The organism is Chromobacterium sp. Beijing (genome assembly GCF_021496765.1).
GTDB lineage: Bacteria > Pseudomonadota > Gammaproteobacteria > Burkholderiales > Chromobacteriaceae > Chromobacterium.
The window spans coordinates 4,429,795-4,452,739 of record NZ_CP053750.1; the positions used below are offsets into that span (position 1 = coordinate 4,429,795).

The 22,945-nt window shown below is 62.7% G+C and carries 22 protein-coding genes and 1 pseudogene; 19 read left to right on the plus strand and 4 right to left on the minus strand.

Translation table 11 applies throughout. The features are described 5' to 3' along the window. Positions 1–19 precede the first annotated feature (19 nt). The 3 genes from HQN78_RS20680 (at position 20) to HQN78_RS20690 (ending at position 2,224) form a co-directional block, all read left to right on the plus strand. A complete protein-coding gene (locus tag HQN78_RS20680; RefSeq protein WP_107800966.1) occupies positions 20–610 on the plus strand; it encodes a phosphoheptose isomerase in 591 nt (196 codons plus the stop codon). Continuing rightward, positions 607–1,191 carry a BON domain-containing protein gene (locus tag HQN78_RS20685; RefSeq protein ID WP_235085921.1) on the plus strand — a complete coding sequence of 195 codons (585 nt, stop codon included), beginning with the start codon at positions 607–609 and terminating at the stop codon, positions 1,189–1,191. The genes HQN78_RS20680 and HQN78_RS20685 overlap by 4 nt, the downstream gene beginning before the upstream one ends. A 235-nt stretch (positions 1,192–1,426) precedes the next feature. Continuing rightward, positions 1,427–2,224: a DNA-binding protein gene (locus HQN78_RS20690; protein WP_227105526.1), complete on the plus strand. Its 798-nt coding sequence runs from the start codon at positions 1,427–1,429 to the stop codon at positions 2,222–2,224. 17 nt (positions 2,225–2,241) lie between these two features. Here the strand turns inward: HQN78_RS20690 and HQN78_RS20695 are convergent, their stop codons facing one another. The 4 genes from HQN78_RS20695 to HQN78_RS20710 all read right to left on the minus strand — a co-directional run bounded on the left by HQN78_RS20695 (position 2,242) and on the right by HQN78_RS20710 (position 6,545). Further along, entirely contained in the window at positions 2,242–3,435 is a 1,194-nt protein-coding gene (locus HQN78_RS20695) for an EAL domain-containing protein (protein WP_107800963.1), read from the minus strand. Between the two features lie 144 nt (positions 3,436–3,579). Next, on the minus strand, positions 3,580–4,569 hold the full coding sequence (locus HQN78_RS20700; RefSeq protein WP_235085923.1) for a Tim44 domain-containing protein: 990 nt from the start codon (positions 4,567–4,569) through the stop codon (positions 3,580–3,582). A gap of 56 nt (positions 4,570–4,625) precedes the next feature. Then, positions 4,626–5,327, minus strand: coding sequence for a tRNA (N6-threonylcarbamoyladenosine(37)-N6)-methyltransferase TrmO (tsaA, locus tag HQN78_RS20705; RefSeq protein WP_227105524.1), 702 nt, complete (start codon positions 5,325–5,327; stop codon positions 4,626–4,628). A 468-nt stretch (positions 5,328–5,795) separates the two neighbouring features. Continuing rightward, complete coding sequence (locus tag HQN78_RS20710) at positions 5,796–6,545, minus strand: GNAT family N-acetyltransferase (RefSeq protein WP_107800960.1); 750 nt, start codon at positions 6,543–6,545, stop codon at positions 5,796–5,798. A 198-nt stretch (positions 6,546–6,743) separates the two neighbouring features. Here HQN78_RS20710 and mnmG point away from each other — a divergent pair, with 198 nt between their 5' ends. The 16 genes and pseudogenes from mnmG (at position 6,744) to glmS (ending at position 22,207) form a co-directional block, all read left to right on the plus strand. Beyond that, entirely contained in the window at positions 6,744–8,639 is a 1,896-nt protein-coding gene (gene mnmG / locus HQN78_RS20715) for a tRNA uridine-5-carboxymethylaminomethyl(34) synthesis enzyme MnmG (protein WP_227105522.1), read from the plus strand. Further along, positions 8,636–9,277 carry a 16S rRNA (guanine(527)-N(7))-methyltransferase RsmG gene (rsmG, locus tag HQN78_RS20720; protein WP_048410014.1) on the plus strand — a complete coding sequence of 214 codons (642 nt, stop codon included), beginning with the start codon at positions 8,636–8,638 and terminating at the stop codon, positions 9,275–9,277. The genes mnmG and rsmG overlap by 4 nt, the downstream gene beginning before the upstream one ends. Further along, positions 9,274–10,035: pseudogene (locus HQN78_RS20725) on the plus strand (ParA family protein); the annotation flags it as partial. The gene rsmG and the pseudogene HQN78_RS20725, both read left to right, overlap by 4 nt. A gap of 34 nt (positions 10,036–10,069) precedes the next feature. Beyond that, on the plus strand, positions 10,070–10,927 hold the full coding sequence (locus HQN78_RS20730) for a ParB/RepB/Spo0J family partition protein (RefSeq protein WP_227105520.1): 858 nt from the start codon (positions 10,070–10,072) through the stop codon (positions 10,925–10,927). Between the two features lie 90 nt (positions 10,928–11,017). Beyond that, a complete protein-coding gene (locus tag HQN78_RS20735) occupies positions 11,018–11,380 on the plus strand; it encodes an ATP synthase subunit I (RefSeq protein ID WP_048413015.1) in 363 nt (120 codons plus the stop codon). Between the two features lie 11 nt (positions 11,381–11,391). Then, the gene (gene atpB / locus HQN78_RS20740; RefSeq protein ID WP_048413016.1) at positions 11,392–12,204 is read left to right on the plus strand and encodes a F0F1 ATP synthase subunit A; all 813 of its coding nucleotides are present in this window, start codon (positions 11,392–11,394) and stop codon (positions 12,202–12,204) included. Between the two features lie 76 nt (positions 12,205–12,280). Then, positions 12,281–12,568, plus strand: coding sequence for a F0F1 ATP synthase subunit C (atpE, locus tag HQN78_RS20745; protein ID WP_019101091.1), 288 nt, complete (start codon positions 12,281–12,283; stop codon positions 12,566–12,568). Between the two features lie 50 nt (positions 12,569–12,618). Then, a complete protein-coding gene (locus HQN78_RS20750) occupies positions 12,619–13,089 on the plus strand; it encodes a F0F1 ATP synthase subunit B (protein WP_048410019.1) in 471 nt (156 codons plus the stop codon). A gap of 7 nt (positions 13,090–13,096) precedes the next feature. Continuing rightward, positions 13,097–13,633, plus strand: a complete 537-nt coding sequence (locus HQN78_RS20755; RefSeq protein WP_043589588.1) for a F0F1 ATP synthase subunit delta — start codon at positions 13,097–13,099, stop codon at positions 13,631–13,633. 8 nt (positions 13,634–13,641) lie between these two features. Beyond that, positions 13,642–15,186, plus strand: coding sequence for a F0F1 ATP synthase subunit alpha (gene atpA, locus HQN78_RS20760; RefSeq protein WP_107800956.1), 1,545 nt, complete (start codon positions 13,642–13,644; stop codon positions 15,184–15,186). Positions 15,187–15,229: 43 nt separating this feature from the next. Then, entirely contained in the window at positions 15,230–16,096 is an 867-nt protein-coding gene (gene atpG, locus HQN78_RS20765; RefSeq protein WP_048410022.1) for a F0F1 ATP synthase subunit gamma, read from the plus strand. Positions 16,097–16,137: 41 nt separating this feature from the next. Further along, positions 16,138–17,535 carry a F0F1 ATP synthase subunit beta gene (atpD, locus tag HQN78_RS20770; RefSeq protein WP_019103741.1) on the plus strand — a complete coding sequence of 466 codons (1,398 nt, stop codon included), beginning with the start codon at positions 16,138–16,140 and terminating at the stop codon, positions 17,533–17,535. 11 nt (positions 17,536–17,546) lie between these two features. After that, complete coding sequence (locus HQN78_RS20775) at positions 17,547–17,969, plus strand: F0F1 ATP synthase subunit epsilon (RefSeq protein ID WP_019103740.1); 423 nt, start codon at positions 17,547–17,549, stop codon at positions 17,967–17,969. Between the two features lie 75 nt (positions 17,970–18,044). Continuing rightward, positions 18,045–19,412 (plus strand): bifunctional UDP-N-acetylglucosamine diphosphorylase/glucosamine-1-phosphate N-acetyltransferase GlmU, encoded by a 1,368-nt coding sequence (glmU, locus tag HQN78_RS20780; RefSeq protein ID WP_235085925.1) that lies wholly within the window; start codon positions 18,045–18,047, stop codon positions 19,410–19,412. Between the two features lie 174 nt (positions 19,413–19,586). Beyond that, entirely contained in the window at positions 19,587–20,378 is a 792-nt protein-coding gene (locus HQN78_RS20785; protein WP_235085929.1) for a DeoR/GlpR family DNA-binding transcription regulator, read from the plus strand. Beyond that, positions 20,378–22,207, plus strand: coding sequence for a glutamine--fructose-6-phosphate transaminase (isomerizing) (gene glmS / locus HQN78_RS20790; protein ID WP_235085932.1), 1,830 nt, complete (start codon positions 20,378–20,380; stop codon positions 22,205–22,207). The genes HQN78_RS20785 and glmS overlap by 1 nt, the downstream gene beginning before the upstream one ends. Positions 22,208–22,945 lie beyond the last annotated feature (738 nt).

Consider the following 22,945-nt stretch of genomic DNA (forward strand, 5'->3'; position numbering starts at 1 on the left):
TAAAAGATAAGGATGTCCCATGGATTTGATTGACCGCGTCAGCGGGCATTTCCTGGAAAGCATCGCCGTCAAGCAAGAGGCGATGGAGTTGTTGTCGCCGGCGATAGCCGCGGCGGCGGAACAGATGGTGGCTTGCCTGATGAACGAAGGCAAGATTTTGACTTGCGGCAACGGCGGTTCGGCGGCGGACGCGCAGAACTTCGCCGCGGAAATGGTCGGGCGCTTCGAGAAGGAACGCCCGGGCCTGGCGGCGATTTCATTGGCCACCGACAGCTCGGTCCTGAGCGCGATCGGCAACGATTACGATTTCGACATGGTGTTTTCCAAACAGGTCAGGGCCTTGGGCCACACCAACGACCTGCTGCTGGCGATTTCCGCGTCCGGCAACGCCGCCAATGTGATCGAGGCCATCTACGCGGCGCATGAGCGCGGCATGAGCGTGATCGCCTTGACCGGCATGGATGGCGGCAAGGTGGCCGAAATCCTGTCGCCGGAAGACATACAGCTGATTGTGCCGGCGCTGCGTCGCTGCCGGATTCAGGAAGTGCACACCCTGATGGTCCACGCCCTGTGCGACACCATCGATTACATGTTGTTGGGAGGTGAATGATGAAGCGTCGCGTATTCGCGGTATTGCTGGCTGCTGGCTTCAGCAGCGCTCTGAGCGGTTGTTTCGGCGTAGTGGCGGCGGGCGCGGCCGGCGGCGCCTTGGTGGCCACGGATCGCCGCACCAGCGGCGCCTATGTGGACGACCAGGGCATAGAATTGAAAGCCGCCGACCAGATCGGCAAGCTGCTGCCGTCTGCCCACGTCAACACCACCAGCTTCAACCGCGCGGTGTTGCTGACCGGCGAAGTGCCCAGCGAGCAGGCGCGCCAGCAGGCGGAGCTGACCGCGCGCGGCATCCCCAATGTGCGCCGCGTGTTCAACTACACCGTGGTGGCGCCGGCGTCCGGCTTCTCCGAGCGCAGCAGCGACACCTGGGTGACCAGCAAGGCGCGCACCCGTCTGCTGGACGGCAAGGGCTATAACCCGAACAACGTCAAAGTGGTGACCGAGCGCGGCGTGGTCTACATGCTGGGCATGGTGACCCAGGCGGAAGGCGCGGCGGCGGCCAAGGTGGTCAGCGAGACCTCCGGCGTGCAGAAAGTGGTGACCTTGTTCGAATACATCAACGACATCGCGCAGTAAGGCGGATGTCCCGCGATCACAAGCCCGGCTTAGGCCGGGCTTTTTCATTGTTCGGCGGCGGGGCGGCGGAGAATTCCTGGGTTTTTTAGGAAAAATCCTATGTCCGCTCGCCGGCGCTTCTGCTGCAATCTGCCTTGCTGCCGAAACCTCGCGTTTCGGCGCAATTTCTGACGCCCGGTTTTGGCCGGGCGGTACCGGCAACGCAGTTGGCAAAGATGGGCGAGGACGCGGCTTTATGAACCAGGCGGGCAAGATATCGGCGGAGGCGCGGGAGCGCATCATCGCGGCGGCGACGGAACTATACGAGAAGTCCGGCCGCCAGCGGCACCCTGCCGTCGACCAGGTCCGCCAGCTGGCGGGGGTGGACATGGACGCCGCCAGCGTGGTGCTGAAAGACTGGCGACGGGTGCAGCCGGCGACGGCGGCGGCCCTGGACGGCGAGGTGCCGGAAGGCGTCAGCCAGGCGGGGATGGCCGCGCTGGAGGCGATCTGGACCCAGGCCAAGGCGCTGGCCAACGACAGCCTGAGCGCCGCCCAGGCGGCCTGGGAGCGCGAGCGGGCCGAACTGGATCATCTGCGCGCCGAACTCGCCGGCGCTTTCGAACGCCAGGCGGCGGAGCTGGACGCCACGCGCCGCCAGTTGTCGGCCTCCCTGGCCTTGACCGCGCAGCAGGCGCAGGACCTGGCGGTGGCGCAGCCGCAGGCGGAGGCGTTTCGGGAGCGCATGGACAAGGCCGAGGTCCGGGTTGGCGAACTGGAGCGGGAGCTGTCCGAGGCGAAAAGCCTGTTGTTGCGGTCTCAGAACGAGTTGCGCCTGAGCGCCGCCGACGGCCAGGCGGCGGAAACGGCGCTGGCCAAACTGCGCGGCGAATTACTGCAATCCAGCGCCAGCGCCGCGATGAAGGCGGAAGTGGCCCGGATCAAGATGTCGCCCAAGCCGGGCGCCGCGCCGGAGGCCGGCGAGGAGGACGAATCCTTGAAGGCCGCCTACACGCCGCAGCCCGCGGCCGAGGACATCCTGAAGTTTCGCTGATCCTGGCGCGGCCGGCGTCAGTGCTGGGGAATCAGCACGTCGGCGCACAGCACGTGCATGATCTCGTCGATTTCTATCGCCATCGAGATGGTGACGCAGGAGCGGGTGTCGGTCATGGACAGATAAGGCTCGCTCATATACAGCACGCCGGGCTGATCCACCGCGTGTTGAAAGTAGCTGCGCCGCGACCAGACCGCGCCGGTGGTGTCCACCAGCGGCGCGAACTTGGGATTGGCGGCGGCCCGCGGCTGGCGGCTGTTCAGGTTGCGGCCGATCTGGCGTCCGGCGCTGTCCAGCAGGAAGCAACGCACCACGTCGGGCAGCGCCAGCATGGGCTTGGCGGCCAGATCGAACGGCGTGCCCTGCATCAGCGAGATGGCGCTTTGCACGAAGGATTGCCGCGCCAGCTCGATCTGGCGTCGCGTCAGTTTGCGTTTCAGCAGCTCGCGCGCCATCAGCTCGTCCCAGCGTTCGTCGATGCGCGGCGTGATGACGTGGTCCTGATCCGGCTGATCGCTGGGGTGGGCGACGAAATAGCCTTGCACCAAATCGCAGCCCGATTCCAGCGCGATCAGCACGTCCTGATCGGTTTCTATCCCTTCCTCCACCACCAAGGCACCAATTTCGTGCATCAGCCGCACCAGCTTGGCCAGCAGATTGCGGGTGCGCGGCTGGTGGACGGCGGCGCGCAGCAAATGGCGGTCGAATTTGACCAGGTCCGGCTCCAGCTGGCAGACGCGGTCCAGATTGGAATGGCCGACGCCGAAGTCGTCGATGGCGATCAGGAAGCCGCTGCTTTTCAGCACATTGACGCCTTCGATCAAGGCCTCGTCCACTTCCAGCACATGTTCCAGCACTTCCAGCACCACCTGGCTGGGGTCCAGCCCGGCGGCCTTGATGCCGTTGGCCAGCGCCATCGCGCGTTCCGGCCGCGACAAGGACGCGGCGTCGATATTGAGAAACAGCCAGCAGGGATGATCGCTTTGCATCTGGCTGAAACGGACGGCATGGGCTTCGCTCACCGCCAGATCCAGCTGGTGGCGGCGTTCGGGCGAGACGACGGAATAAAAAGCCTCCGCCGGCGTCAGCGGGGACGTGTCCTGTCTGGCGCGCAGCAAAGCTTCCATGCCTATCGTGCGGCGATGCGCCAGACTGTAGATAGGCTGGAAGTGACTGCCAAGTTTCAAGCCGGCATGCTCGAATTCTTTCATGGAATAGCTGCCCTCCGTGGCGCGGACTCTACGGCCGGTATTGTTTTTTTGCCTGAAGCAATCGGCATTCCAGTTTAGTGCATCGCCATTAAAAATAAAAAACGGGCCATGCGGCCCGTTTGGATAAAGATGTTAAGAAGCTTGCTACTGTTGGATGCCCGCCACCAACCACTTGCCGTTGGTGCTGTCGTCCTTGATGTAGTGCCAGTATTCGGAGAACGGCTCCGCCGATGCGCCCACGGCCTCGCTGACCGTGCCGGAGAAGCGCACGCTGGCGATGTAGCGGCCGCCTTCCATGCTGGCTTCGGACAGCTGGCAGTCCAGTTGCGGGAAATCGGCCACCTCGGTGTTGGCGGCAATGTCTTCGCGCAGCGCGTTGAACAGATCCGGCGTCATGTACTTGCGCACTTCTTCCAGGCTTTCCGTGCTGTTCAGGTTTTGCAGGTGCAAGAAGGTGGCCTTGGCCTGACGCAGGAAGTGCGGGGTCTCGGTGCCGTCCGGCAGGCGCGCGGGCGCCTCGCTGATCGCGCCGCCGCCAAAGCCGGCTTGCGCGCCGCCCAGGCCGGAGCCGATTTTCGGGATGGAGTCGAAACGGGCCGGTTCTTGATAGCCGCCCATATTCTGCGGCATGCCCGCTGCTTGCGGCGCAGCCATGGCCGGACGCGCCGCGCCGGCCTTGCGGCGGAAGAACATGTAGCCGCCTGCCAGCACCAGGCCCAGCAGGGCCAGCGTGCCCCAGGGCATGCCGCCGCTCTTCTGCGGCTGCTGACCTTGGGCTTGCGCCGCCAGCGCCGGATCGGCGTTGCCGTTGGCCGCGGCCGGCGCTTGTTGCTGGCCGCCTTTGTCGCTCATGGCGGAGCCCAGCATATAGCCGGCGGCCGCGCCCGCGGCGCCTGCGGCTACGGCGGTGCCGATGCCGGGGCCGGATTTGGGTTGAGCTTGAACCGGAGTGGGCGCTTGCGCGGGCGGCGCAACCGGGCGCGCCGGCGCTTGTTGTTGGTAAGAACGGGTGGGGGCCGAGCGCTGCATGCCGGCGCTCTTGCCTTTACCTAGGCGGGCCGCTTCCGCGAACGGAGCGGCCAACATGGAAACCATGGTGAAGGCGAGCATGATCGTCTTCGCGCGGGTGGTCATATTTGCTTTTTTCCTGAGTGGTTGGTATCGCCCCGGTATGACTGGGGCGCAAAAGATTAGTTCGGGGTCAACGGCTGAATTTCAATGACTTGCGCATGGTTTTTTTCCACGCGGAAACGCACATTCCAGTGGTGCAGCGCCACGCCGTAGACCCGCTGCGGGTCGTCTTGATAGGCCGGGCGCGGGTCTTGGGCCAGCACCTGTTCCACCAGCGCGGCGAAATCGCCCGGCAGGCCGGCTTCGGCGGCCAGCTGCGCGCGCGCGGCGGGGTCCCAGCCCACGCTCAATTGCGGCGGGGGACCGTCGACAAAGCCGCCGCGGGCTTCCGGCCGGGCTTCGACGAAGGGAATATAGGGCTTGATGTCCAGCACCGGGGTGCCGTCCAGCAGATCGGCGCCCTCCAGCGTCAGCACCACCTTGGGCTGGGTGTCCACGCGCAGCAGCCGCACTAGGGACAGACCCAGCGGATTGGGGCGATGGGTGGCGCGGCTGGCGAACACGCCGACCTTGGCGTTGCCGCCCAGCCGCGGCGGTCGCACCAGCGGCTGCCAGCCGCGCTCGGCGGTTTGATGGAACACGAAGCTGATCCAGACATGGGAAAACGCGTCCAGCCCGCGCACCATGTCGGGGTGGTCGTAGGGCGGCAGCAGCTCCAGCGTGATGCGGGCGGCGTTGACCAGCGAGGGCTGGCGCGGGATGCCGAATTTTTCGCGGTAGGGCGAGCGGATCACGCCCACCGTGTCGAAGGTGTAGCTCATGGCCGGATTGTAGCATTGCTGCCCCACCGCTTTATTCCCGCTATGCCGAAGGGAACAGCCGCGCAAGTAAAGCAACGGCAGCCGCCAATGCGCCTATGCCCAATATCAGAGAGATCGAAACGTGGAGCCAGAAACGGAAGGACCGGTCTTGTCTCAAGATGTTTGTCCGTGATCTGTAATCATGGAATACACCGGTATGGATGGCTGTGCGGGTATGGCTCAGGGAGGCACAAGCAAGAAAAAGCAGCAAGGCGATGAGGGCGCAGCCGCGTAGCATCGGGTAAGCGCTCTGGAGCAGGCTGGCGAGGATTAGGAGCAAGAGCAGGATGGGCGCAATGGCGCGGGTTACCGAGGGCGGCCTGGGCATGATGGTGCTGGGCGGACAGTGAATTCGTCCATCATGCGGCTTGTGGCTGCAAAATGAAAGATGCGCCTGACGGCGCATCTACATTGGCAGCTTGGTACAGATCAGCCGACGAAGTGCTTGTTGTAGCGGCTGCTCAGCCGGCCCATGGGCAGCAGCATGAAGAAATCCGCGCAGTTGAAGTCCGGGTCCCAGGCCGGTTCGCCGCAGATATAGGCGCCGGCGCGCAGATAGCCCTTGATCAGCGCCGGCAGCGGCGCGGAGGGGGCGTCGTCGCGGACCCGGTCCAGCGGCAGCGGCAGGTGGGGGAACACCCGCCATTCCGGCGGCGACAGATGCTTGGCCTCCAGTTGGCGGTACAGGCTGACCGCCTGGTGGCCGCCGTCGCTCAGCGACACGCTGGCGCAGCCGGCCAGGTATTGGCCGCCGTGCTGTTGCACGTAATCGGCGAGGCCGGACCAGAGCAGGGCGATCACCGCGCCGGAGCGGAAGTCTCGGTGCACGCAGGAGCGGCCCACTTCGATCAGGCCGGCGCGCAGGTGGGCCAGCCGGGTCAGATCGAATTCGTGTTCGGAATACAGGCTGGGCGCGCGGCGCGCCATGGCCGGGGACAGCATGCGGTAAGTGCCCACCACCAGGCCGCTGGCGGCGTCTTCCACGATCAGGTGATCGCACAACTCGTCGTATTCGTCGCAATCGATGCCCAGGTCGCGGGAGCCGAGCTCCGCGCCCATTTCCCCGGCGAACACATCGAAGCGCAGCTTCTGCGCGCGGCGGATATCCCGCGCTTCACTGGCCACGCGCACGCTTAGGCGCGGTTTGGCGCTCACGGCAAGCTGTTCATTTAGCAGCATGTTTTGCTCCCTTTTGTGGTGAGTCCCATGCTAGGCAGCTTGTTTGACGCGGCGATGTCTTTAATATGACTATCGGGTGACCGGCGCTTGACGCCGTCGTTACCGGCTGGATTTATTGAAATCAACGACTTACGCTGGTTCAGGATTTGGCGTAGAATAGGCCGTTTTTCCGTTCGATTTGCTCTTTCCGACAAAGCCATGATTTATCCGACAAACTTCGACGTGATAGTGGTGGGCGGCGGCCATGCCGGCACCGAGGCCGCGCTGGCGGCCGCGCGCATGGGCTGCGACACCCTTCTTTTGACGCACAACATCGAGACCTTGGGTCAGATGTCGTGCAATCCGTCGATCGGCGGCATCGGCAAGGGCCATCTGGTCAAGGAAGTGGATGCCCTGGGCGGCGCGATGGCGCTAGCCACCGACATTGGCGGCATCCAGTTCCGCACCCTCAACGCCTCCAAGGGCCCGGCGGTGCGCGCTACCCGCGCCCAGGCCGACCGCATCCTGTACAAGGCGGCGATCCGCGAGATGCTGGAGAACCAGCCCAATCTGACGCTGTTCCAGCAGCCGGTGGACGATCTGCTGATAGAGGGCGACCGCGTCGCCGGCGCCATCACCGCCATCGGCATCACCTTCCGCGCCAAGACCGTGGTGTTGACCGCCGGCACCTTCCTGTCCGGCAAGATCCACGTCGGCATGGAGAACTACACCGGCGGCCGCGCCGGCGATCAGGCCGCGTCCACGCTGGGCGCGCGCTTGCGCGAACTGGCCCTGCCGGTGGGACGGCTGAAAACCGGCACGCCGCCGCGCATCGACGGCCGCAGCGTCGACTTCTCTGTGATGGAAGAGCAGCCGGGCGACACGCCGGAGCCGGTGTTCTCCTACCGCGGCAGCCGCGCGCTGCATCCCAAGCAACTGCCGTGCTGGATCACCCACACCAATGAACGCACCCACGAGATCATCCGCTCCGGCTTCGACCGCAGCCCGATGTTCACCGGGGTGATAGAAGGCGTTGGCCCGCGTTACTGCCCGTCCATCGAAGACAAGATCAACCGCTTCGCCGACAAGGACAGCCACCAGGTCTTCCTGGAGCCGGAAGGCCTGACCACGCACGAGTTCTACCCCAACGGGATTTCCACCAGCCTGCCCTTCGACATCCAGCTGGCGGCGGTGCGTTCGATCCGCGGCATGGAAAACGCCCACATCCTGCGGCCCGGCTACGCGATCGAATACGATTACTTCGACCCGCGCGGCCTGAAGGCCTCGCTGGAGACCAAGGCGATCCAGGGGCTGTTCTTCGCCGGCCAGATCAACGGCACCACCGGCTATGAAGAAGCCGCCGCCCAGGGCCTGCTGGCCGGCATGAACGCCGCCCTGTTCGCCCGGGATCAGGCTAGCTGGTGTCCGCGCCGCGACGAAGCCTATCTGGGCGTATTGGTGGACGATCTGATCACCAAGGGCGTGGCCGAGCCTTACCGCATGTTCACCAGCCGCGCCGAATTCCGCCTGCAGTTGCGCGAAGACAACGCCGACCTGCGCCTGACCGAGATCGCCCGCCAACACGGCCTGATCGGCGATGCCCAATGGGACAGCTTCTGCCGCAAACGCGACGCGGTGGAGGCGGAGAAGGCTCGCCTGAAGGCCACCTGGCTGCATCCGGCGCGGCTGAGCGACGCCGCCGCGCTGCAAGCGTTGCTGGGCAAGGCGATAGAGCGCGAATACAGCCTGTACGATTTGCTGAAGCGGCCCAATGTCGCCTACGCCGATTTGATGACGCTGCCGGAGGCCGGCGGCGCGGTGGCGGACGAGGCGGTTGCCGAGCAGGTGGAAATTCAGGTCAAATACCAAGGCTATATCAACCGCCAGAACGAAGAACTGGCGCGCCGCGACAACCTTGAAGACGTGCGCCTGCCGGCCGACATCGACTACGGTCTGGTCAAGGGCCTGTCCAAGGAAGTGCAGCAGAAACTGAACCAGCAACGCCCGGAAACCCTGGGGCAGGCTTCGCGCATCCAGGGCATTACCCCGGCGGCGGTTGCTCTTTTGATGGTCCACCTGAAACGCGGCTTTGCCGACGCAACGAAAACCGCATGACACATAACGCAGAACTACAACAAGGCCTGTCGCAGCTGAAACTGGAACTGAGCGACGCGCAAATCGATTTGCTGGACCGCTATCTGGCGCTGCTGGCCAAGTGGAACCAGACCTATAACCTGACCGCGGTGCGCGAGGAAAAGCGCATGGTCAGCTACCATCTGCTGGACAGCCTGAGCCTGGTGCCGCATCTGGACGGCGGCAGCCGTCTGCTGGACGTCGGCTCCGGCGGCGGCATGCCCGGCATTCCGGCGGCGATCGCCCGCCCGGATCTGCAAGTGGTGCTGCTGGATTCCAACCATAAGAAAACCACTTTCCTGCGTCAGGTGGTGGTGGAACTGGGCCTGCCCAATGTGCAGGTGATGACCGAGCGGGTGGAGGCCTACCAGCCGGAACAGAAGTTCGACCGCATCACCAGCCGGGCGTTTTCCGAGCTGGCCGAGTTCGTCAAGCTGACCCGCCACCTGCTGGCGGATCACGGTCAATATGTAGCAATGAAGGGTGTCTATCCTTACGAGGAAATCGCCTTGTTGCCGCAGGGTACGGTGGTTTCCGAAGTATTGCCGGTGACAGTGCCGGGCCTGGATGCCGAACGGCACCTGGTGAGAATGCGCCTGGAAGGGGTGGGTGCGCAATGAATTCAAGGGTGATCGCGGTCGCCAACCAGAAGGGCGGGGTCGGCAAGACCACGACTGTGGTGAATCTGGCGGCGGGCCTGGCCGACTTGGGCCGGCGCGTGCTGATTGTCGATCTCGACCCGCAGGGCAATGCCACCATGGGTAGCGGCATCGCCAAGCAATCCCTGAAACTGTCCGGCTACGACGTGCTGCTGGGCGAGGCTTCGATCGAAGACGCGCGCCAGCCGGCGAAGGAGGGCGGTTACGACGTGCTGCCCGCCAACCGCGATCTGGGCGGCGCGGAGCTGGAGCTGGTCAACGAGCTGGCGCGCGAGGCGCGGCTGAAGAACGCGCTGCAGGCGGTGGAGGAGCAGTACGACTACGTGCTGATAGACTGCCCACCCTCGCTGAACCTGCTGACCCTGAACGGGCTGGTGGCGGCGCACAGCGTGCTGATCCCGATGGTGTGCGAATACTATGCGCTGGAAGGCCTGTCCGATCTGGTGGCGACCTTGCGCAAGGTGCGGGTGGCGGTGAATCCCAAGATCGAGATCATGGGCCTGCTGCGCACCATGTTCGACGCGCGCAATAATTTGTCGCAGCAGGTGTCCGAGCAACTGGCCCGCCATTTCGGCGCCAAGGTGTTCGACACCGTGATACCGCGCAATGTGCGGCTGGCGGAAGCGCCCAGCCACGGCTTGCCCGGCCTGGTCTACGATCGCGCCTCGCGCGGCGCGCAAGCCTATCTTGCGCTGGCGCAAGAGCTGGCGGACAGGCTAGAGCCCGCAACCACAACCCCTCCGTCTAAGCGATATGGCCAAATTAAAAGGATTGGGGCGCGGTCTGGACGCGCTCCTGTCCACTGCCGAGACAGTGGACGACAGATTGACTTCCCTTCCCATCGACAGCATCCGTCCCGGCAAATACCAGCCGCGCAGCTTCATGGACGAGGGCGCGCTGGACGAACTGGCCGCGTCCATTCGCTCCCAGGGCGTGATTCAGCCGCTGGTGGTGCGCGAAATCGGCTTTGGCGATTACGAACTGATCGCCGGCGAGCGGCGCTGGCGCGCCTCGCGCAAGGCCGGCTTGTCCGAAGTGCCCGCGGTGATCAAGAGCGTGCCGGACGAAGCGGCGCTGGCGATGGCGCTGATCGAAAACATTCAGCGCCAGGAACTGGACCCCATCGAGGAGGCCCAGGGCCTCAAGCGCCTGATCGACGAATTCGGCCTGACCCACGAGGCCGCCGCCGACGCGGTGGGCCGTTCGCGCAGCGCGGTCAGCAATCTATTGCGTCTGCTGGCGCTGCCGGAGCCGGTGCAGACCATGCTGCATCAGGGGCGGCTGGAGATGGGCCATGCGCGCGCCTTGCTGGCGCTGCCGGTGGTTGAGCAGCTGGGTCTGGCGCAGGAGGTGGGCGAGAAAGGCCTGTCCGTGCGCGAGGTGGAGCGCAGGGTACAGCAGAAAGCTGTGGAAAAAACCACAGTTGCACCGCAGCAAAAACAGACAGACCCGGACGTGAGCCGGCTGGCGGAACAGGTGTCGGAACGCATAGGCGCGCGCGTCAGCATCCGTCACGCAAACCGCGGCAACGGCAGGCTGGTCATAGAATATGCAACACTGGACGAGCTGGAAGGCTTGTTGGAAAAGCTGCAGAAAACTTCAAGCAAATGAGACTGTTGCAACGCAGCATGTCAATGACAGGCAAGTTGACGCAAATCAAGCGTGAAGCCTATAATTCGGCGGTTTTTTTGCTGGGTAAACATGGTTAATCCAGAAGTTAAGCGTATACTGCGCCTGCAGTGCACCCTGGTGGGGGTCGCGCTGCTGATCGGAATGGTTGCAGGGGGAGGAAACCTGGCCGTTCCGGTTTCTGTCTTGCTTGGCGGATTGTCGGCCTTGGTGCCGGCTCTGGTGTACGCCAGAATCGCCTACGCCAAGCGCCATGTCGCTCCCGCGGAACTGATGAAAGCGCATTTCAGGGCAGAGGCCGTCAAATACGTCCTCACCATCCTGATATTTGGTGCGACTTTGGTATTTTTCAAGGATTTATCGATAGTCGGTCTTTTTGGCGGATTTTTTGCCGCCGTATCCGGCTACTGGTTCGGGCTTTTAATCAAAAATTGAGAAAATGAGCGATGGCAAGCAACGCAACTGACTACATCAAGCACCACCTCACCTTCTGGAATTCGGATCCTTCCGCCGGCTTCTGGAGCCTGCACCTTGATACCTTCTCCATTTCGCTGGTTCTCGCCTTCATCTTCGCCGGCGTGTTCGCCGTCGTGGCGCGCAAGGCCAAGCTGGAGAATCCGGGCCGGCTGCAGCTGTTTGTGGAAAGCATCGTGGAGATGGTGGACAAGCAGGTGCGCGACGTATTCCACGGCCAGAGCAAGGTGATCGCTCCGCTGGCGCTGACCATTTTCTGCTGGATCTTCCTGATGAACTTCATGGACCTGCTGCCGGTGGATCTGCTGCCGACGCTGGCCCAGTGGGTGGGTTACACCTTCTTCGGCGCCGAGCCGCATCATGTTTACTTCCGCGTCGTGCCGTCCGCCGACGTCAACGCCACCTTCGCGATGTCCTTGTCCGTGATGTTCTGCATCATCGGCTTCTCCATCAGCGCCAAGGGCGTGGGCGGTTACACCAAAGAACTGTTCACCGCGCCTTTCCACGCGGAAGGCACCGTGGGCAAGATCCTGCTGGCTCCGGCCAACTTCCTGTTGCAGATGGTGGAACTGCTGGCCAAGCCGATTTCGCTGTCCCTGCGTTTGTTCGGCAATATGTACGCCGGCGAAATGATCTTCATCCTGATCGCGCTGCTGCCTTGGGGCCTGCAATGGCTGCTGGGCGCGCCGTGGGCGATCTTCCATATCCTGATCATCACCCTGCAGGCCTTCGTGTTCATGATGCTGACCATCGTGTACCTGAGCCTGGCGGTGGAAGCGCACTAATACCGTTTTCTTTGTTTTACCTTTGTTTTTTAGCTTTTTTACCAACCATCCTTGATTAAGTCTTAGGAGATACACAATGGAAGCACTCGTTTCTCAGATCCAGTCCATGACCGTACTGGCCGCTGCCCTGATCATTGGCCTGGGCGCCATCGGTACTGCTCTGGGTTTTGCCATCCTGGGTGGCAAATTCCTCGAGTCCTCCGCCCGTCAACCGGAAATGATCCCGGTTCTGCAAACCAAACTGTTCATTCTGGCCGGTCTGCTGGACGCCATCTCCATGATCGGTGTTGGTATCGCCATGCTGTACACCTTCAATAACCCGTTCCTGTCCGCCGCTCTGGCCGCTCTGAAAGCCGGCGCTTAATTTTTAAGCGGAATTGGTTGTTGCAGTAATACTACTGGAGGAAAACAAGCGTGGAATTCAACGTAACACTACTGGGCCAGGCGATCACGTTCGCCATCCTGGTATGGTTCACCATGAAGTTTGTTTGGCCTCCGCTTACCAACATGATGGATGAGCGCGCCAAGCGCATCGCAGACGGCCTGGCCGCCGGCGAGCGTGGCAAGCAAGATCTGGAAGCCGCTGAAAAGCGCGTTGCGGACGAACTCCGCAAGGCCAAACAGCAAGCGACCGAAATCGTGATGGCCGCTGAAAAGCGCGCCAGCCAGATCGTGGACGAAGCCAAGGATGCCGCACGCGTTGAAGGCGCGCGCATTGTGGCCGACGCCAAGTCTGAGATCGATCAGGAAGTCCTGCGCGCCAAGGAAACCCTGCGCGCGCAAGTGGCCGACCTGGCGGTTGCGGGCGCAGAGAAGATCCTGCGCAAAGAGATCGACTCGGCCAAGCACGCTGATCTGCTTGCCTCCATCAAAGCGGAGTTTTAATTAACTCATGGCAGAACTCATTACCGTAGCTAGGCCCTATGCCGAAGCGGTATACAGCCTCGCCACCGAGCAGCACGCCACCCAGCAATGGTCGGAATCGCTGTCGTGGCTGGCTGCCATGGTGAAGAACCCGGATTTGGAAGCCGTCATCACCAATCCGAAACATACCGCACAAGAGCTTGAGGCGCTGATGCTGGATGTTCTGGGCGCGCGCGGCAACGAAGACGTAAAACGTTTTCTGGCCGCGCTGATCGAGAACAACCGTTTGACGCTGCTGCCGCAAATCGCCGAACAGTTTGAAGTGTTCAAGGCGCAAGCGGAAGGCGTTGTGGATGCCGTGGTGGAAACGGCGTTTGCAATGAACGATGCACAGCAAGCCGAACTGACCGACACGCTTTCCAAGAAGTACGGCAAATCCGTACGGATTGATGTGCGTGACAACCCTGACCTGATCGGCGGGGTTCGTGTGTTGGTAGGCGACGATGTCATCGACGCTTCCGTGCGCGGCAAACTGCAAGCCATGGCAGTAAGCCTCAAGAATTAGGAGAGATCATGCAGTTGAACCCCTCTGAAATCAGCGATCTGATCAAGGCGAAGATTCAGAACCTGGCCGAAGGCGCAGAAACCCGTACCAAAGGTACCGTGATTTCCGTGACCGACGGCATCGTTCGTATCCATGGCCTGGCAGACGTGATGCAGGGTGAAATGCTCGAATTCCCGGGCAACACCTTCGGCCTCGCGATGAACCTGGAGCGCGACTCTGTCGGCGCCGTGGTTCTGGGCGAGTACGAGCACATCTCGGAAGGCGACGAAGTTACTTGTACCGGTCGCATTCTGGAAGTTCCGGTAGGTCCGGAACTGGTTGGCCGCGTGGTCAACGCCCTGGGTCAGCCGATCGACGGCAAGGGCCCGGTTAACGCCAAGCTGTCCAGCCCGATCGAAAAGATCGCGCCGGGCGTGATTGCGCGTCAATCGGTATCCCAGCCGATGCAGACCGGCCTGAAGGCCATCGACTCGATGGTTCCGGTTGGCCGCGGTCAGCGTGAGCTGATCATCGGCGACCGCCAGACCGGCAAGACCGCGGTGGCGCTGGATGCGATCATCAACCAAAAAGGCACCGGCGTAGTGTGCATCTACGTGGCGATTGGCCAAAAGGCCTCCTCCATCGCCAACGTGGTGCGCAAGCTGGAAGAACACGGCGCGCTGGGCCACACCATCGTGGTGGCCGCGACCGCTTCCGAAGCCGCCGCGCTGCAGTTCATCGCCCCGTATTCCGGCTGCGCGATGGGCGAATACTTCCGCGACATCGGCGAAGACGCGCTGATCGTGTACGACGACTTGTCCAAGCAAGCCGTCGCCTACCGTCAGATTTCGCTGCTGCTGCGCCGTCCGCCGGGCCGCGAAGCCTACCCCGGCGACGTGTTCTATCTGCACTCCCGTCTGCTGGAACGCGCTTCCCGCATCAATGAAGACGAAGTGGCCAAGCTGACCAACGGCGAAGTGAAAGGCAAGACCGGTTCCCTGACCGCGCTGCCTATCATCGAAACCCAGGCCGGCGACGTTTCCGCCTTCGTGCCGACCAACGTGATCTCGATCACCGACGGTCAGATCTTCCTGGAAACCGACCTCTTCAACGCAGGCATCCGCCCGGCCATCAACGCCGGTATCTCGGTATCCCGCGTTGGCGGCGCCGCGCAGACCAAGGTGATCAAGAAGCTGGGCGGCGGTATCCGTCTGGCCCTGGCCCAGTACCGTGAATTGGCTGCGTTCTCGCAGTTCGCTTCCGATCTGGACGAGGCTACCCGCAAGCAACTGCAACACGGCGAAGTGGTAACCGAGCTGATGAAGCAGAAGCAGTTCCTGCCGCTGGCCACCGCCGAAATGGCGTTGACCCTGTGGGCGGTGAACAAGGGCAGCTACGAAGACGTTCCGGTGAAGAAAGCCCTGGCTTTCGAAGCGGCGTTCCTCGCCTATGTGCGCGCGAACCACCACGACGTGTTGGCCGCGGTGAACGCTTCCGGCGATCTGTCCGGCGACAACGAGAAAATCCTGGCCAAGGCGATGGAATCGTTCAAGGCTGGCTTCAGCTACAACTGAGTCTTTTCGGTTAACGCAAACAGTTACTAGGAAAGGTTCAGGAATGGCAGTCGGCAAAGAGATTCTCACCAAGATCCGAAGCGTGCAAAACACGCAGAAGATCACTCGCGCAATGCAAATGGTGGCGACCTCCAAGATGCGCAAAACGCAAGAGCGTATGCGCGCTGCCCGTCCTTACGCCGAGAAGGTGCGCACAGTCATGGCGCACCTTGCTCAGGCGAACACGGATCTTGAGCACCCGCTGTTGCAAAGCCGCGACGTAGTCAAACGCGCCGGCATCATCCTGATGACCTCCGACAAGGGCCTGTGCGGCGGCTTGAACGTGAACACGCTCAAGCGCTTCTTCGCCCAAGTCAAGGATCTGCAGGACCAGGGCATCGAAGTGGATGTCTGCTGCCTGGGCCAAAAAGGCCTGGCGGCATGCCAGCGCGCGCGCCTCAACGTTGTGGCCAGCGCAACCCAGCTCGGCGATGTGCCGAAGATGGAAAAACTGATTGGCCCGCTTACGGTGCTGTTCAAGCAGTACGCCGAAGGCGAACTGGACGCGCTCTACATCGTTTACTCCCGTTTCATCAACACGATGAAGCAGGAGCCGGCGACTGAGCAGCTGCTGCCGTTGACCTCGGAACACATGGTGGTGGAGCACTCGCACTCGTGGGATTACCTGTACGAGCCGAGCGCCCTTGCCGTGATGGAGTTCCTGGTCAAACGCTATATCGAGTCGGTTGTGTTCGAGGCGATGGCCGAGAACATGGCCTCCGAGCAAGCTGCCCGCATGGTGGCGATGAAATCCGCCACGGACAACGCCGGTAACACGATCAAGCAACTGCGACTTGTGTACAACAAGGCTCGTCAGGCGGCGATCACTACCGAATTGTCTGAAATCGTGGCAGGCGCCGCAGCGGTGTAAGCCGTCGCAGACTGAAAAAGTTTAATGTTTAGGAACCGATAATGAGCCAAGGTAAAATCGTACAAATCATTGGCGCGGTGATCGACGTGGAGTTTCCGCGCGACGCCATGCCAAAGGTTTATGATGCCCTGAAGCTGGTTGATGCCGACCTGACGCTCGAAGTCCAGCAGCAGCTGGGCGACGGCGTAGCGCGCACCATCGCCATGGGCAGCTCTGACGGCCTGAAGCGTGGCATGAGCGTAGTCAACACCGGCGCACCGATCTCGGTGCCGGTGGGCAGCGCCACCCTGGGCCGCATCATGGATGTCTTGGGCAACCCGGTGGACGAAGCCGGCGCGGTAGCGACCGATGTTCGCCGCGCCATCCACCAGCCCGCTCCGAAGTTCGACGAACTGTCCCCCGCCACCGACCTGCTGGAAACCGGCATCAAGGTGATCGACCTGCTGTGCCCGTTCGCCAAAGGCGGCAAAGTGGGCCTGTTCGGCGGCGCCGGCGTGGGCAAGACCGTGAACATGATGGAACTGATCAACAACATCGCCAAGGCACACTCCGGTTTGTCCGTGTTTGCCGGCGTTGGTGAGCGCACTCGTGAAGGCAACGACTTCTATCACGAGATGAAGGACTCCAACGTACTGGACAAAGTGGCGATGGTGTACGGCCAGATGAACGAGCCGCCGGGCAACCGTCTGCGCGTGGCCCTGACTGGTCTGACCATGGCCGAGCACTTCCGCGACGAGAAGGACGAAAGCGGCAAAGGCCGCGACGTGCTGTTCTTCGTGGACAACATCTATCGCTACACCCTGGCCGGTACTGAAGTATCCGCTCTGCTGGGCCGTATGCCTTCCGCCGTGGGCTATCAGCCGACGCTGGCGGAAGAAATGGGCCGTCTGCAAGAGCGCATTACCTCGACCCGCGATGGCTCGATCACCTCCATCCAGGCCGTATACGTGCCTGCGGATGACTTGACCGACCCGTCTCCGGCGACCACCTTCGCCCACTTGGACGCCACCGTGGTTCTGTCGCGCGACATCGCTTCGCTGGGTATCTACCCGGCGGTGGATCCGCTTGACTCCACCTCGCGTCAGCTGGATCCGCTGGTGGTAGGCGACGAGCACTACACGGTAGCCCGTGGCGTGCAGTCCACGCTGCAGCGTTACAAGGAACTGCGCGACATCATCGCGATTCTGGGTATGGACGAACTGTCCGAGGAAGACAAACTGGTCGTGGCTCGCGCCCGTAAGATCCAGCGCTTCCTGTCCCAGCCGTTCCACGTGGCTGAAGTATTTACCGGCTCGCCGGGCAAATACGTGCCGCTGCGCGAAACCATCAAGGGTTTCAAGGCCATTCTCGCTGGCGAGTACGACCATCTGCCGGAACAAGCGTTCTACATGGTTGGCTCCATTGAAGAAGCTGCCGAGAAAGCCAAGACCCTTAACTAAGGAGAGGGCTGATGTCCAAGATGCGTGTGGAAGTGGTCAGCACCGAGCAAATGATCTTCTCCGGCGAAGCTGAGTTCGTGGTTGCGCCGGCTACCGAAGGCGAGATCGGTGTGTATCCCCAACACGTGCCGCTCCTGACCCGTATCAAGCCCGGCGTGCTGCGTCTGAAAGTGCCGGGCAGCAGCGAAGAAGTACTGGTGGCAGTGTCTGGCGGCATGATGGAAGTGCAGCCCAGCCTGATCACCGTGCTGGCCGATACGGCGATTCGCGGCGAGGATCTCGACGAGGCCCGCGCCAATGAGGCAAAACGCGCTGCGGAGGATTCTCTCAAGCGCGCCACCGACGACCTCTCCACCGCGAAGGCGCACGCTGCTCTGGCAGTGGCCATCGCGGAGTTGAAGGCGCTGGATTTCCTCAAGAAGCGCGCCCACTGATAAGAGATGTAATCGTGTATAGTAGGCTGCCACGCAAGTGGCAGCCTTTTTCCGTTTTCGAGTCGTGAAAAAACCATGGACAGTCTCAGCATCGTCATTCTCGCTGCCGGCAAGGGCAAGCGCATGTACTCCTCCAAACCCAAGGTATTGCACCCCATAGGCGGCGAGCCGATGCTGGCGCGGGTGATCCGCACCGCGCGCGCCTTGAAGCCTGCGCGTCTGATCGTGGTGTACGGCCACGGCGGCGAACAGGTGCGAGCGGCCATCCCGGACGCGGACCTGATCTGGGCCGAGCAGGCCGAGCAGCTGGGCACCGGCCACGCGCTGAAGATGGCCCTGCCGCACCTGCCGAAGGACGGCAAGACCATGGTGTTGTACGGCGATGTGCCGCTGACCAAGGCGGACACGCTGCATCGCTTGTCCGGCGCCGCCGGCGCGGGCATGGCGGTGCTGACCGACGTGCTGGACGACGCCAGCGGCTACGGCCGCATGGTGCGCGGCGCGGACGGCAAGCTCCAGGCCATCGTCGAGCACAAGGACTGTACGCCGGCGCAACTGGCGATCCGTGAAATCAATACCGGCATGATGGCCCTGCCCAATGCGCGGCTGGCCGGCTGGCTTGCCGCGCTCAATAACGGCAACGCCCAGGGCGAATACTATCTGACCGACGTGCTGGCCCTGGCGGTGGCGGACGGCGTGAGCGTGGACAGCGCCAGCGTGGACGCCAGCTGGGAAGCCGCCGGCGTCAACAACAAGGTGCAGCTGGCCGAGCTGGAGCGCATCCTGCAGCGCAACCAGGCGCAAGCCTTGCTGGAAGCCGGCGTCACGCTGGCGGACCCGGCGCGCATCGACATCCGCGGCGAACTTAGCCACGGCATGGACGTGAGCATAGACGTGGGCTGCGTGTTCGAAGGCGTGGTGGAGCTGGGCGAGCAAGTGGACATCGGCGCGCACTGCGTGCTGAAAAACGTCAAAGTGGCCGCCGGCACCAAGATCGCCCCGTTCTCGCATCTGGAAGACGCGGTGGTGGGCGAGGGATGCCGGATCGGGCCTTACGCCCGGCTGCGCCCCGGCGCGCAACTGGCCGGCCACGTGCATATCGGCAACTTCGTCGAAGTGAAGAAGAGCACGATAGGCGAGGGCTCCAAGGTCAACCATCTGAGCTATATCGGCGACGCCGAGATCGGCGACAAGGTGAATGTGGGCGCCGGCTCGGTGACCTGCAATTACGACGGCATCAACAAATTCAAGACCGTGATCGGCGACAACGTCTTCGTCGGCTCCGGCACCCTGATGGTGGCGCCGGTGACGCTGGAATCCTACAGCACCATAGGCGCCGGCTCGGTGATCAGCCGGACCGCGCCGGCCGGCGAACTGACGGTGGCGCGCGCGCGCCAGGTCACGGTGCCGGGCTGGAAGCGGCCGCAGAAAAAGACCGACTGACTCCATTTCCCGGCTAAGCGGCGCCCATTCTCCTGATTTGGAGGATGGGCGCCGTTTTTCATGGCGGCATTCTTGCGACCGCCCCTTGCCGCGGCGCGACGCTTCCGCGGCTGGCTCTTGTCAAAGCCGAAGCGGCGCTGCTATGATCGCGAAACTTTCGAAACGAAACATAAAATGACCAAGCGAAACACTCAGCAACGCCGTCACGCCATCGCCGCCCTGGTGCAGGAACGCGGCGAGGTCAGCGTGGACGAGCTGACCAAGCGCTTCTCCACCTCCGAAGTGACCATACGCAAAGACCTGGCCCTGCTGGAAACCGGCGGCCTGCTGCTGCGCCGCTACGGCGGCGCGGTGTCCTTGCCGTCGGAGATGGTGGTCGAAGAAGACGCGGAGCAGGTTTCAAAACGAAAGATCGCCATCGCCCGCGCCGCCGCCGAGCGGCTGCGCGACCACAACCGCGTGATCATAGACAGCGGCACCACCACCAGCGCGATGATCCCGCTGCTGGGCAATAAGCGCGGCCTGGTGGTGATGACCAACTCCCTGAACGTGGCCGGCGCGCTGCGCGAGCTGGAGAACGAACCCACGCTGCTGATGACCGGCGGCACCTGGGACCCGCATTCCGAATCCTTCCAGGGCCAGGTGGCGGAACAGGTGCTGCGTTCCTATGATTTTGATCAGCTGTTCATCGGCGCGGACGGCATCGACCTGGAGCGCGGCACCACCACCTTCAATGAACTGGTGGGCTTGTCGCGCGTAATGGCCGAAGTGGCGCGCGAAGTCATCGTGATGGTGGAGTCGGAAAAGATAGGCCGGCGCATCCCCAATCTGGAATTGCCGTGGGAGCGCATTCATACCCTGGTGACCGACGACGCCTTGTCGGAGGAGGCCAGAACCCAAATTCAGGCGAAGGGCATTGCGCTGATCTGCGCGTCCTCGCCCGCTGATAGTCCAAGGAGAAAGTAATGTGCGGCATTGTCGGCGCCATCGCGGCGCGTAATGTGGTTCCGGTATTGGTGGACGGCCTGAAGCGGCTGGAATACCGCGGCTACGACTCCGCCGGCGTGGCGGTCTTGGCCGGCGACGCCATCCGTCGCGTGCGCCGCGTCGGCCGTGTCGCGGAGATGGAAAACGCCGCGGCGGAAGAAAGCCTGCAAGGTCAGGTGGGCATCGGCCACACCCGCTGGGCCACCCATGGCGGCGTCACCGAACCCAACGCCCACCCGCACGTATCCTTCGGCAAGATCGCCGTGGTGCACAACGGCATCATCGAAAACCACGAAGAGCAGCGCGAACGCCTGAAAGGCCTGGGCTACGCCTTTGAATCCCAGACCGACACCGAAGTCATCGCCCACCTGGTGCATCACTACTACCAGGCCGGCGACAGCCTGTTCGACGCGGTCAAGCGCGCCAGCCGCGAGCTGACCGGCGCTTACGCCATCGGCGTGATCGCGGTGGACCGCCCGGACGAACTGGTGTGCGCGCGCATGGGCTGCCCGCTGCTGGTGGGCCTGGGCGACGGCGAAAACTTCATCGCCTCCGACGTTTCCGCCATCGTGTCCGCCACCCGCCGCGTGATCTTCCTGGAAGAGGGCGATATCGGCCGGCTGACCCGCGACGGCGTGGAACTGCTGGACAAGGACGACCAGCCGGCGCAGCGCCCGGTGCATATGTCCGACGTGTCGCTGGCCTCGCTGGAACTGGGCCCGTACAGCCACTTCATGCAGAAGGAAATCCACGAACAGCCGAAGGCGCTGTCCGACACCATAGACGCGGTGCAGGACTACGGCTTCAATCCTGAGCTGTTCGGCGAGCGCGCCGGCGAAGTGCTGCCGCAGCTGGAAGGCGTCAAGATCCTGGCCTGCGGCACCAGCTACTACGCCGGCCTGACCGCCAAATACTGGATCGAAACCATCGCCGGCGTGCAGTGCGACGTGGAAATCGCCAGCGAATACCGCTACCGCAGCGCCTGGGCCAACCCCAATTACCTGGTGACCACCATCTCCCAATCCGGCGAGACGCTGGACACCATGGAAGCGCTGAAATACGCCAAGGAACTGGGCCACCGCTACGCGTTGTCTATCTGCAATGTGCGCGAATCCGCGATTCCGCGCGCCAGCGAACTGGTGTTCTTCACCCGCGCCGGCGCCGAGATCGGCGTGGCTTCCACCAAGGCCTTCACCACCCAATTGGTGGGCCTGTTCGCGCTGGCGGTGACCCTGGGCAAGATGCGCGGCAAGGTCAGCGCGGCCGACGAGGCGCGCTACCTGGACGAACTGCGCCACCTGCCGGGCAGCGTGCAGCACGCGCTGAACCTGGAACCGCAGATCAAGGCTTGGGCCGACAAGTTCGCAGCCAAGGACAACGCGCTGTTCCTGGGCCGCGGCCTGCATTTCCCCATCGCGCTGGAAGGCGCGCTCAAGCTGAAGGAAATCTCCTACATCCACGCCGAAGCTTACCCGGCCGGCGAGCTCAAGCACGGCCCGCTGGCGCTGGTGGACGAGGATATGCCGGTGGTGGTAATCGCCCCCAACGACGCGCTGCTGGAAAAGGTGAAATCCAATATGCAGGAAGTGCGCGCGCGCGGCGGCGAGCTGTTCGTGTTCGCCGATCTGGACAGCCATTTCAGCGAATCCGACGGCGTGCACGTGATCCGCACCCCGCGCCATGTCGGCGTGCTCAGCCCGGTGGTGCATGCCATCCCGGTGCAGATGCTGGCCTACCATGTGGCGCTGGCGCGCGGCACCGATGTCGACAAGCCGCGCAACCTGGCCAAAAGCGTGACGGTGGAGTGAGGCGGAGCTTGGCTCGTGACCAGAGCGAATAAAGTCCGGCGGGTCCGAATAAAGATGGTCCGAGTTTGACAAGAGAGAAGGGGCCGTTGGCCCCTTCTTCTTTGTTATGTTTTAGCAAATTTTCAGATGCCTGCTTTTGGTTTTTGCTGCCACTCGCGCGGACAGTTCGGACGTCCTCTTAAGAAACAAAAGCCGGACATCCCCCTTGTTGGGCGAATGTCCTGTTTTATCTATTGGCAAAGGCTGGAAGCGACCCTTAGCCGCCAGTCGGCACTTTGGAAAGTGGATGCTTACCGTTTGACATGGGGGCGACCGCGAGTGGGCGAAGCCCGCTTGTGAGTGCCCCTTGGCGGAGGGGTCAGGTTCAGGCGGCACCCACGAGGCCCAAAGCTATGAGCAGGGCTTAGTGAAATATTTTTGCCACTCTTCCTGCGAAGTTGTCTTTGTGCTCGTTGCCCCCATCTCGCGAAGTTCAACTTCCGGCCGACCTGTGCCACGCATGCAAATCGAGTACAGCCCATCTGGACGGGCGTCAATCGGGAGTGAAATCTTCCATTCCTCCACCTCAAGCAGACCTCCGCCGATACCGCGAGCTTTGCTTAGCGATATACCAAGGTTATGGGTGCCGGGCGTCACGCTGACAAGCATGTTCCTCGGATCGAGCGGGTTCAACGTCATGCCGACGCTCTTCCCATCTACGGACTGAATAGCAAGAACATAACCCGCCTGGGCACCCGC

Bases quoted from the DNA above. Each gene is read 5' to 3' on its own strand.
- HQN78_RS20680 (WP_107800966.1), top strand. From the start codon at position 20: ATGGATTTGATTGACCGCGTCAGCGGGCATTTCCTGGAAAGCATCGCC.
- HQN78_RS20685 (WP_235085921.1), top strand. From the start codon at position 607: ATGATGAAGCGTCGCGTATTCGCGGTATTGCTGGCTGCTGGCTTCAGC.
- HQN78_RS20690 (WP_227105526.1), top strand. From the start codon at position 1,427: ATGAACCAGGCGGGCAAGATATCGGCGGAGGCGCGGGAGCGCATCATC.
- HQN78_RS20695 (WP_107800963.1), bottom strand. From the start codon at position 3,435: ATGAAAGAATTCGAGCATGCCGGCTTGAAACTTGGCAGTCACTTCCAG.
- HQN78_RS20700 (WP_235085923.1), bottom strand. From the start codon at position 4,569: ATGACCACCCGCGCGAAGACGATCATGCTCGCCTTCACCATGGTTTCC.
- tsaA (WP_227105524.1), bottom strand. From the start codon at position 5,327: ATGAGCTACACCTTCGACACGGTGGGCGTGATCCGCTCGCCCTACCGC.
- HQN78_RS20710 (WP_107800960.1), bottom strand. From the start codon at position 6,545: ATGCTGCTAAATGAACAGCTTGCCGTGAGCGCCAAACCGCGCCTAAGC.
- mnmG (WP_227105522.1), top strand. From the start codon at position 6,744: ATGATTTATCCGACAAACTTCGACGTGATAGTGGTGGGCGGCGGCCAT.
- rsmG (WP_048410014.1), top strand. From the start codon at position 8,636: ATGACACATAACGCAGAACTACAACAAGGCCTGTCGCAGCTGAAACTG.
- HQN78_RS20730 (WP_227105520.1), top strand. From the start codon at position 10,070: ATGGCCAAATTAAAAGGATTGGGGCGCGGTCTGGACGCGCTCCTGTCC.
- HQN78_RS20735 (WP_048413015.1), top strand. From the start codon at position 11,018: ATGGTTAATCCAGAAGTTAAGCGTATACTGCGCCTGCAGTGCACCCTG.
- atpB (WP_048413016.1), top strand. From the start codon at position 11,392: ATGGCAAGCAACGCAACTGACTACATCAAGCACCACCTCACCTTCTGG.
- atpE (WP_019101091.1), top strand. From the start codon at position 12,281: ATGGAAGCACTCGTTTCTCAGATCCAGTCCATGACCGTACTGGCCGCT.
- HQN78_RS20755 (WP_043589588.1), top strand. From the start codon at position 13,097: ATGGCAGAACTCATTACCGTAGCTAGGCCCTATGCCGAAGCGGTATAC.
- atpA (WP_107800956.1), top strand. From the start codon at position 13,642: ATGCAGTTGAACCCCTCTGAAATCAGCGATCTGATCAAGGCGAAGATT.
- atpG (WP_048410022.1), top strand. From the start codon at position 15,230: ATGGCAGTCGGCAAAGAGATTCTCACCAAGATCCGAAGCGTGCAAAAC.
- atpD (WP_019103741.1), top strand. From the start codon at position 16,138: ATGAGCCAAGGTAAAATCGTACAAATCATTGGCGCGGTGATCGACGTG.
- HQN78_RS20775 (WP_019103740.1), top strand. From the start codon at position 17,547: ATGTCCAAGATGCGTGTGGAAGTGGTCAGCACCGAGCAAATGATCTTC.
- glmU (WP_235085925.1), top strand. From the start codon at position 18,045: ATGGACAGTCTCAGCATCGTCATTCTCGCTGCCGGCAAGGGCAAGCGC.
- HQN78_RS20785 (WP_235085929.1), top strand. From the start codon at position 19,587: ATGACCAAGCGAAACACTCAGCAACGCCGTCACGCCATCGCCGCCCTG.
- glmS (WP_235085932.1), top strand. From the start codon at position 20,378: ATGTGCGGCATTGTCGGCGCCATCGCGGCGCGTAATGTGGTTCCGGTA.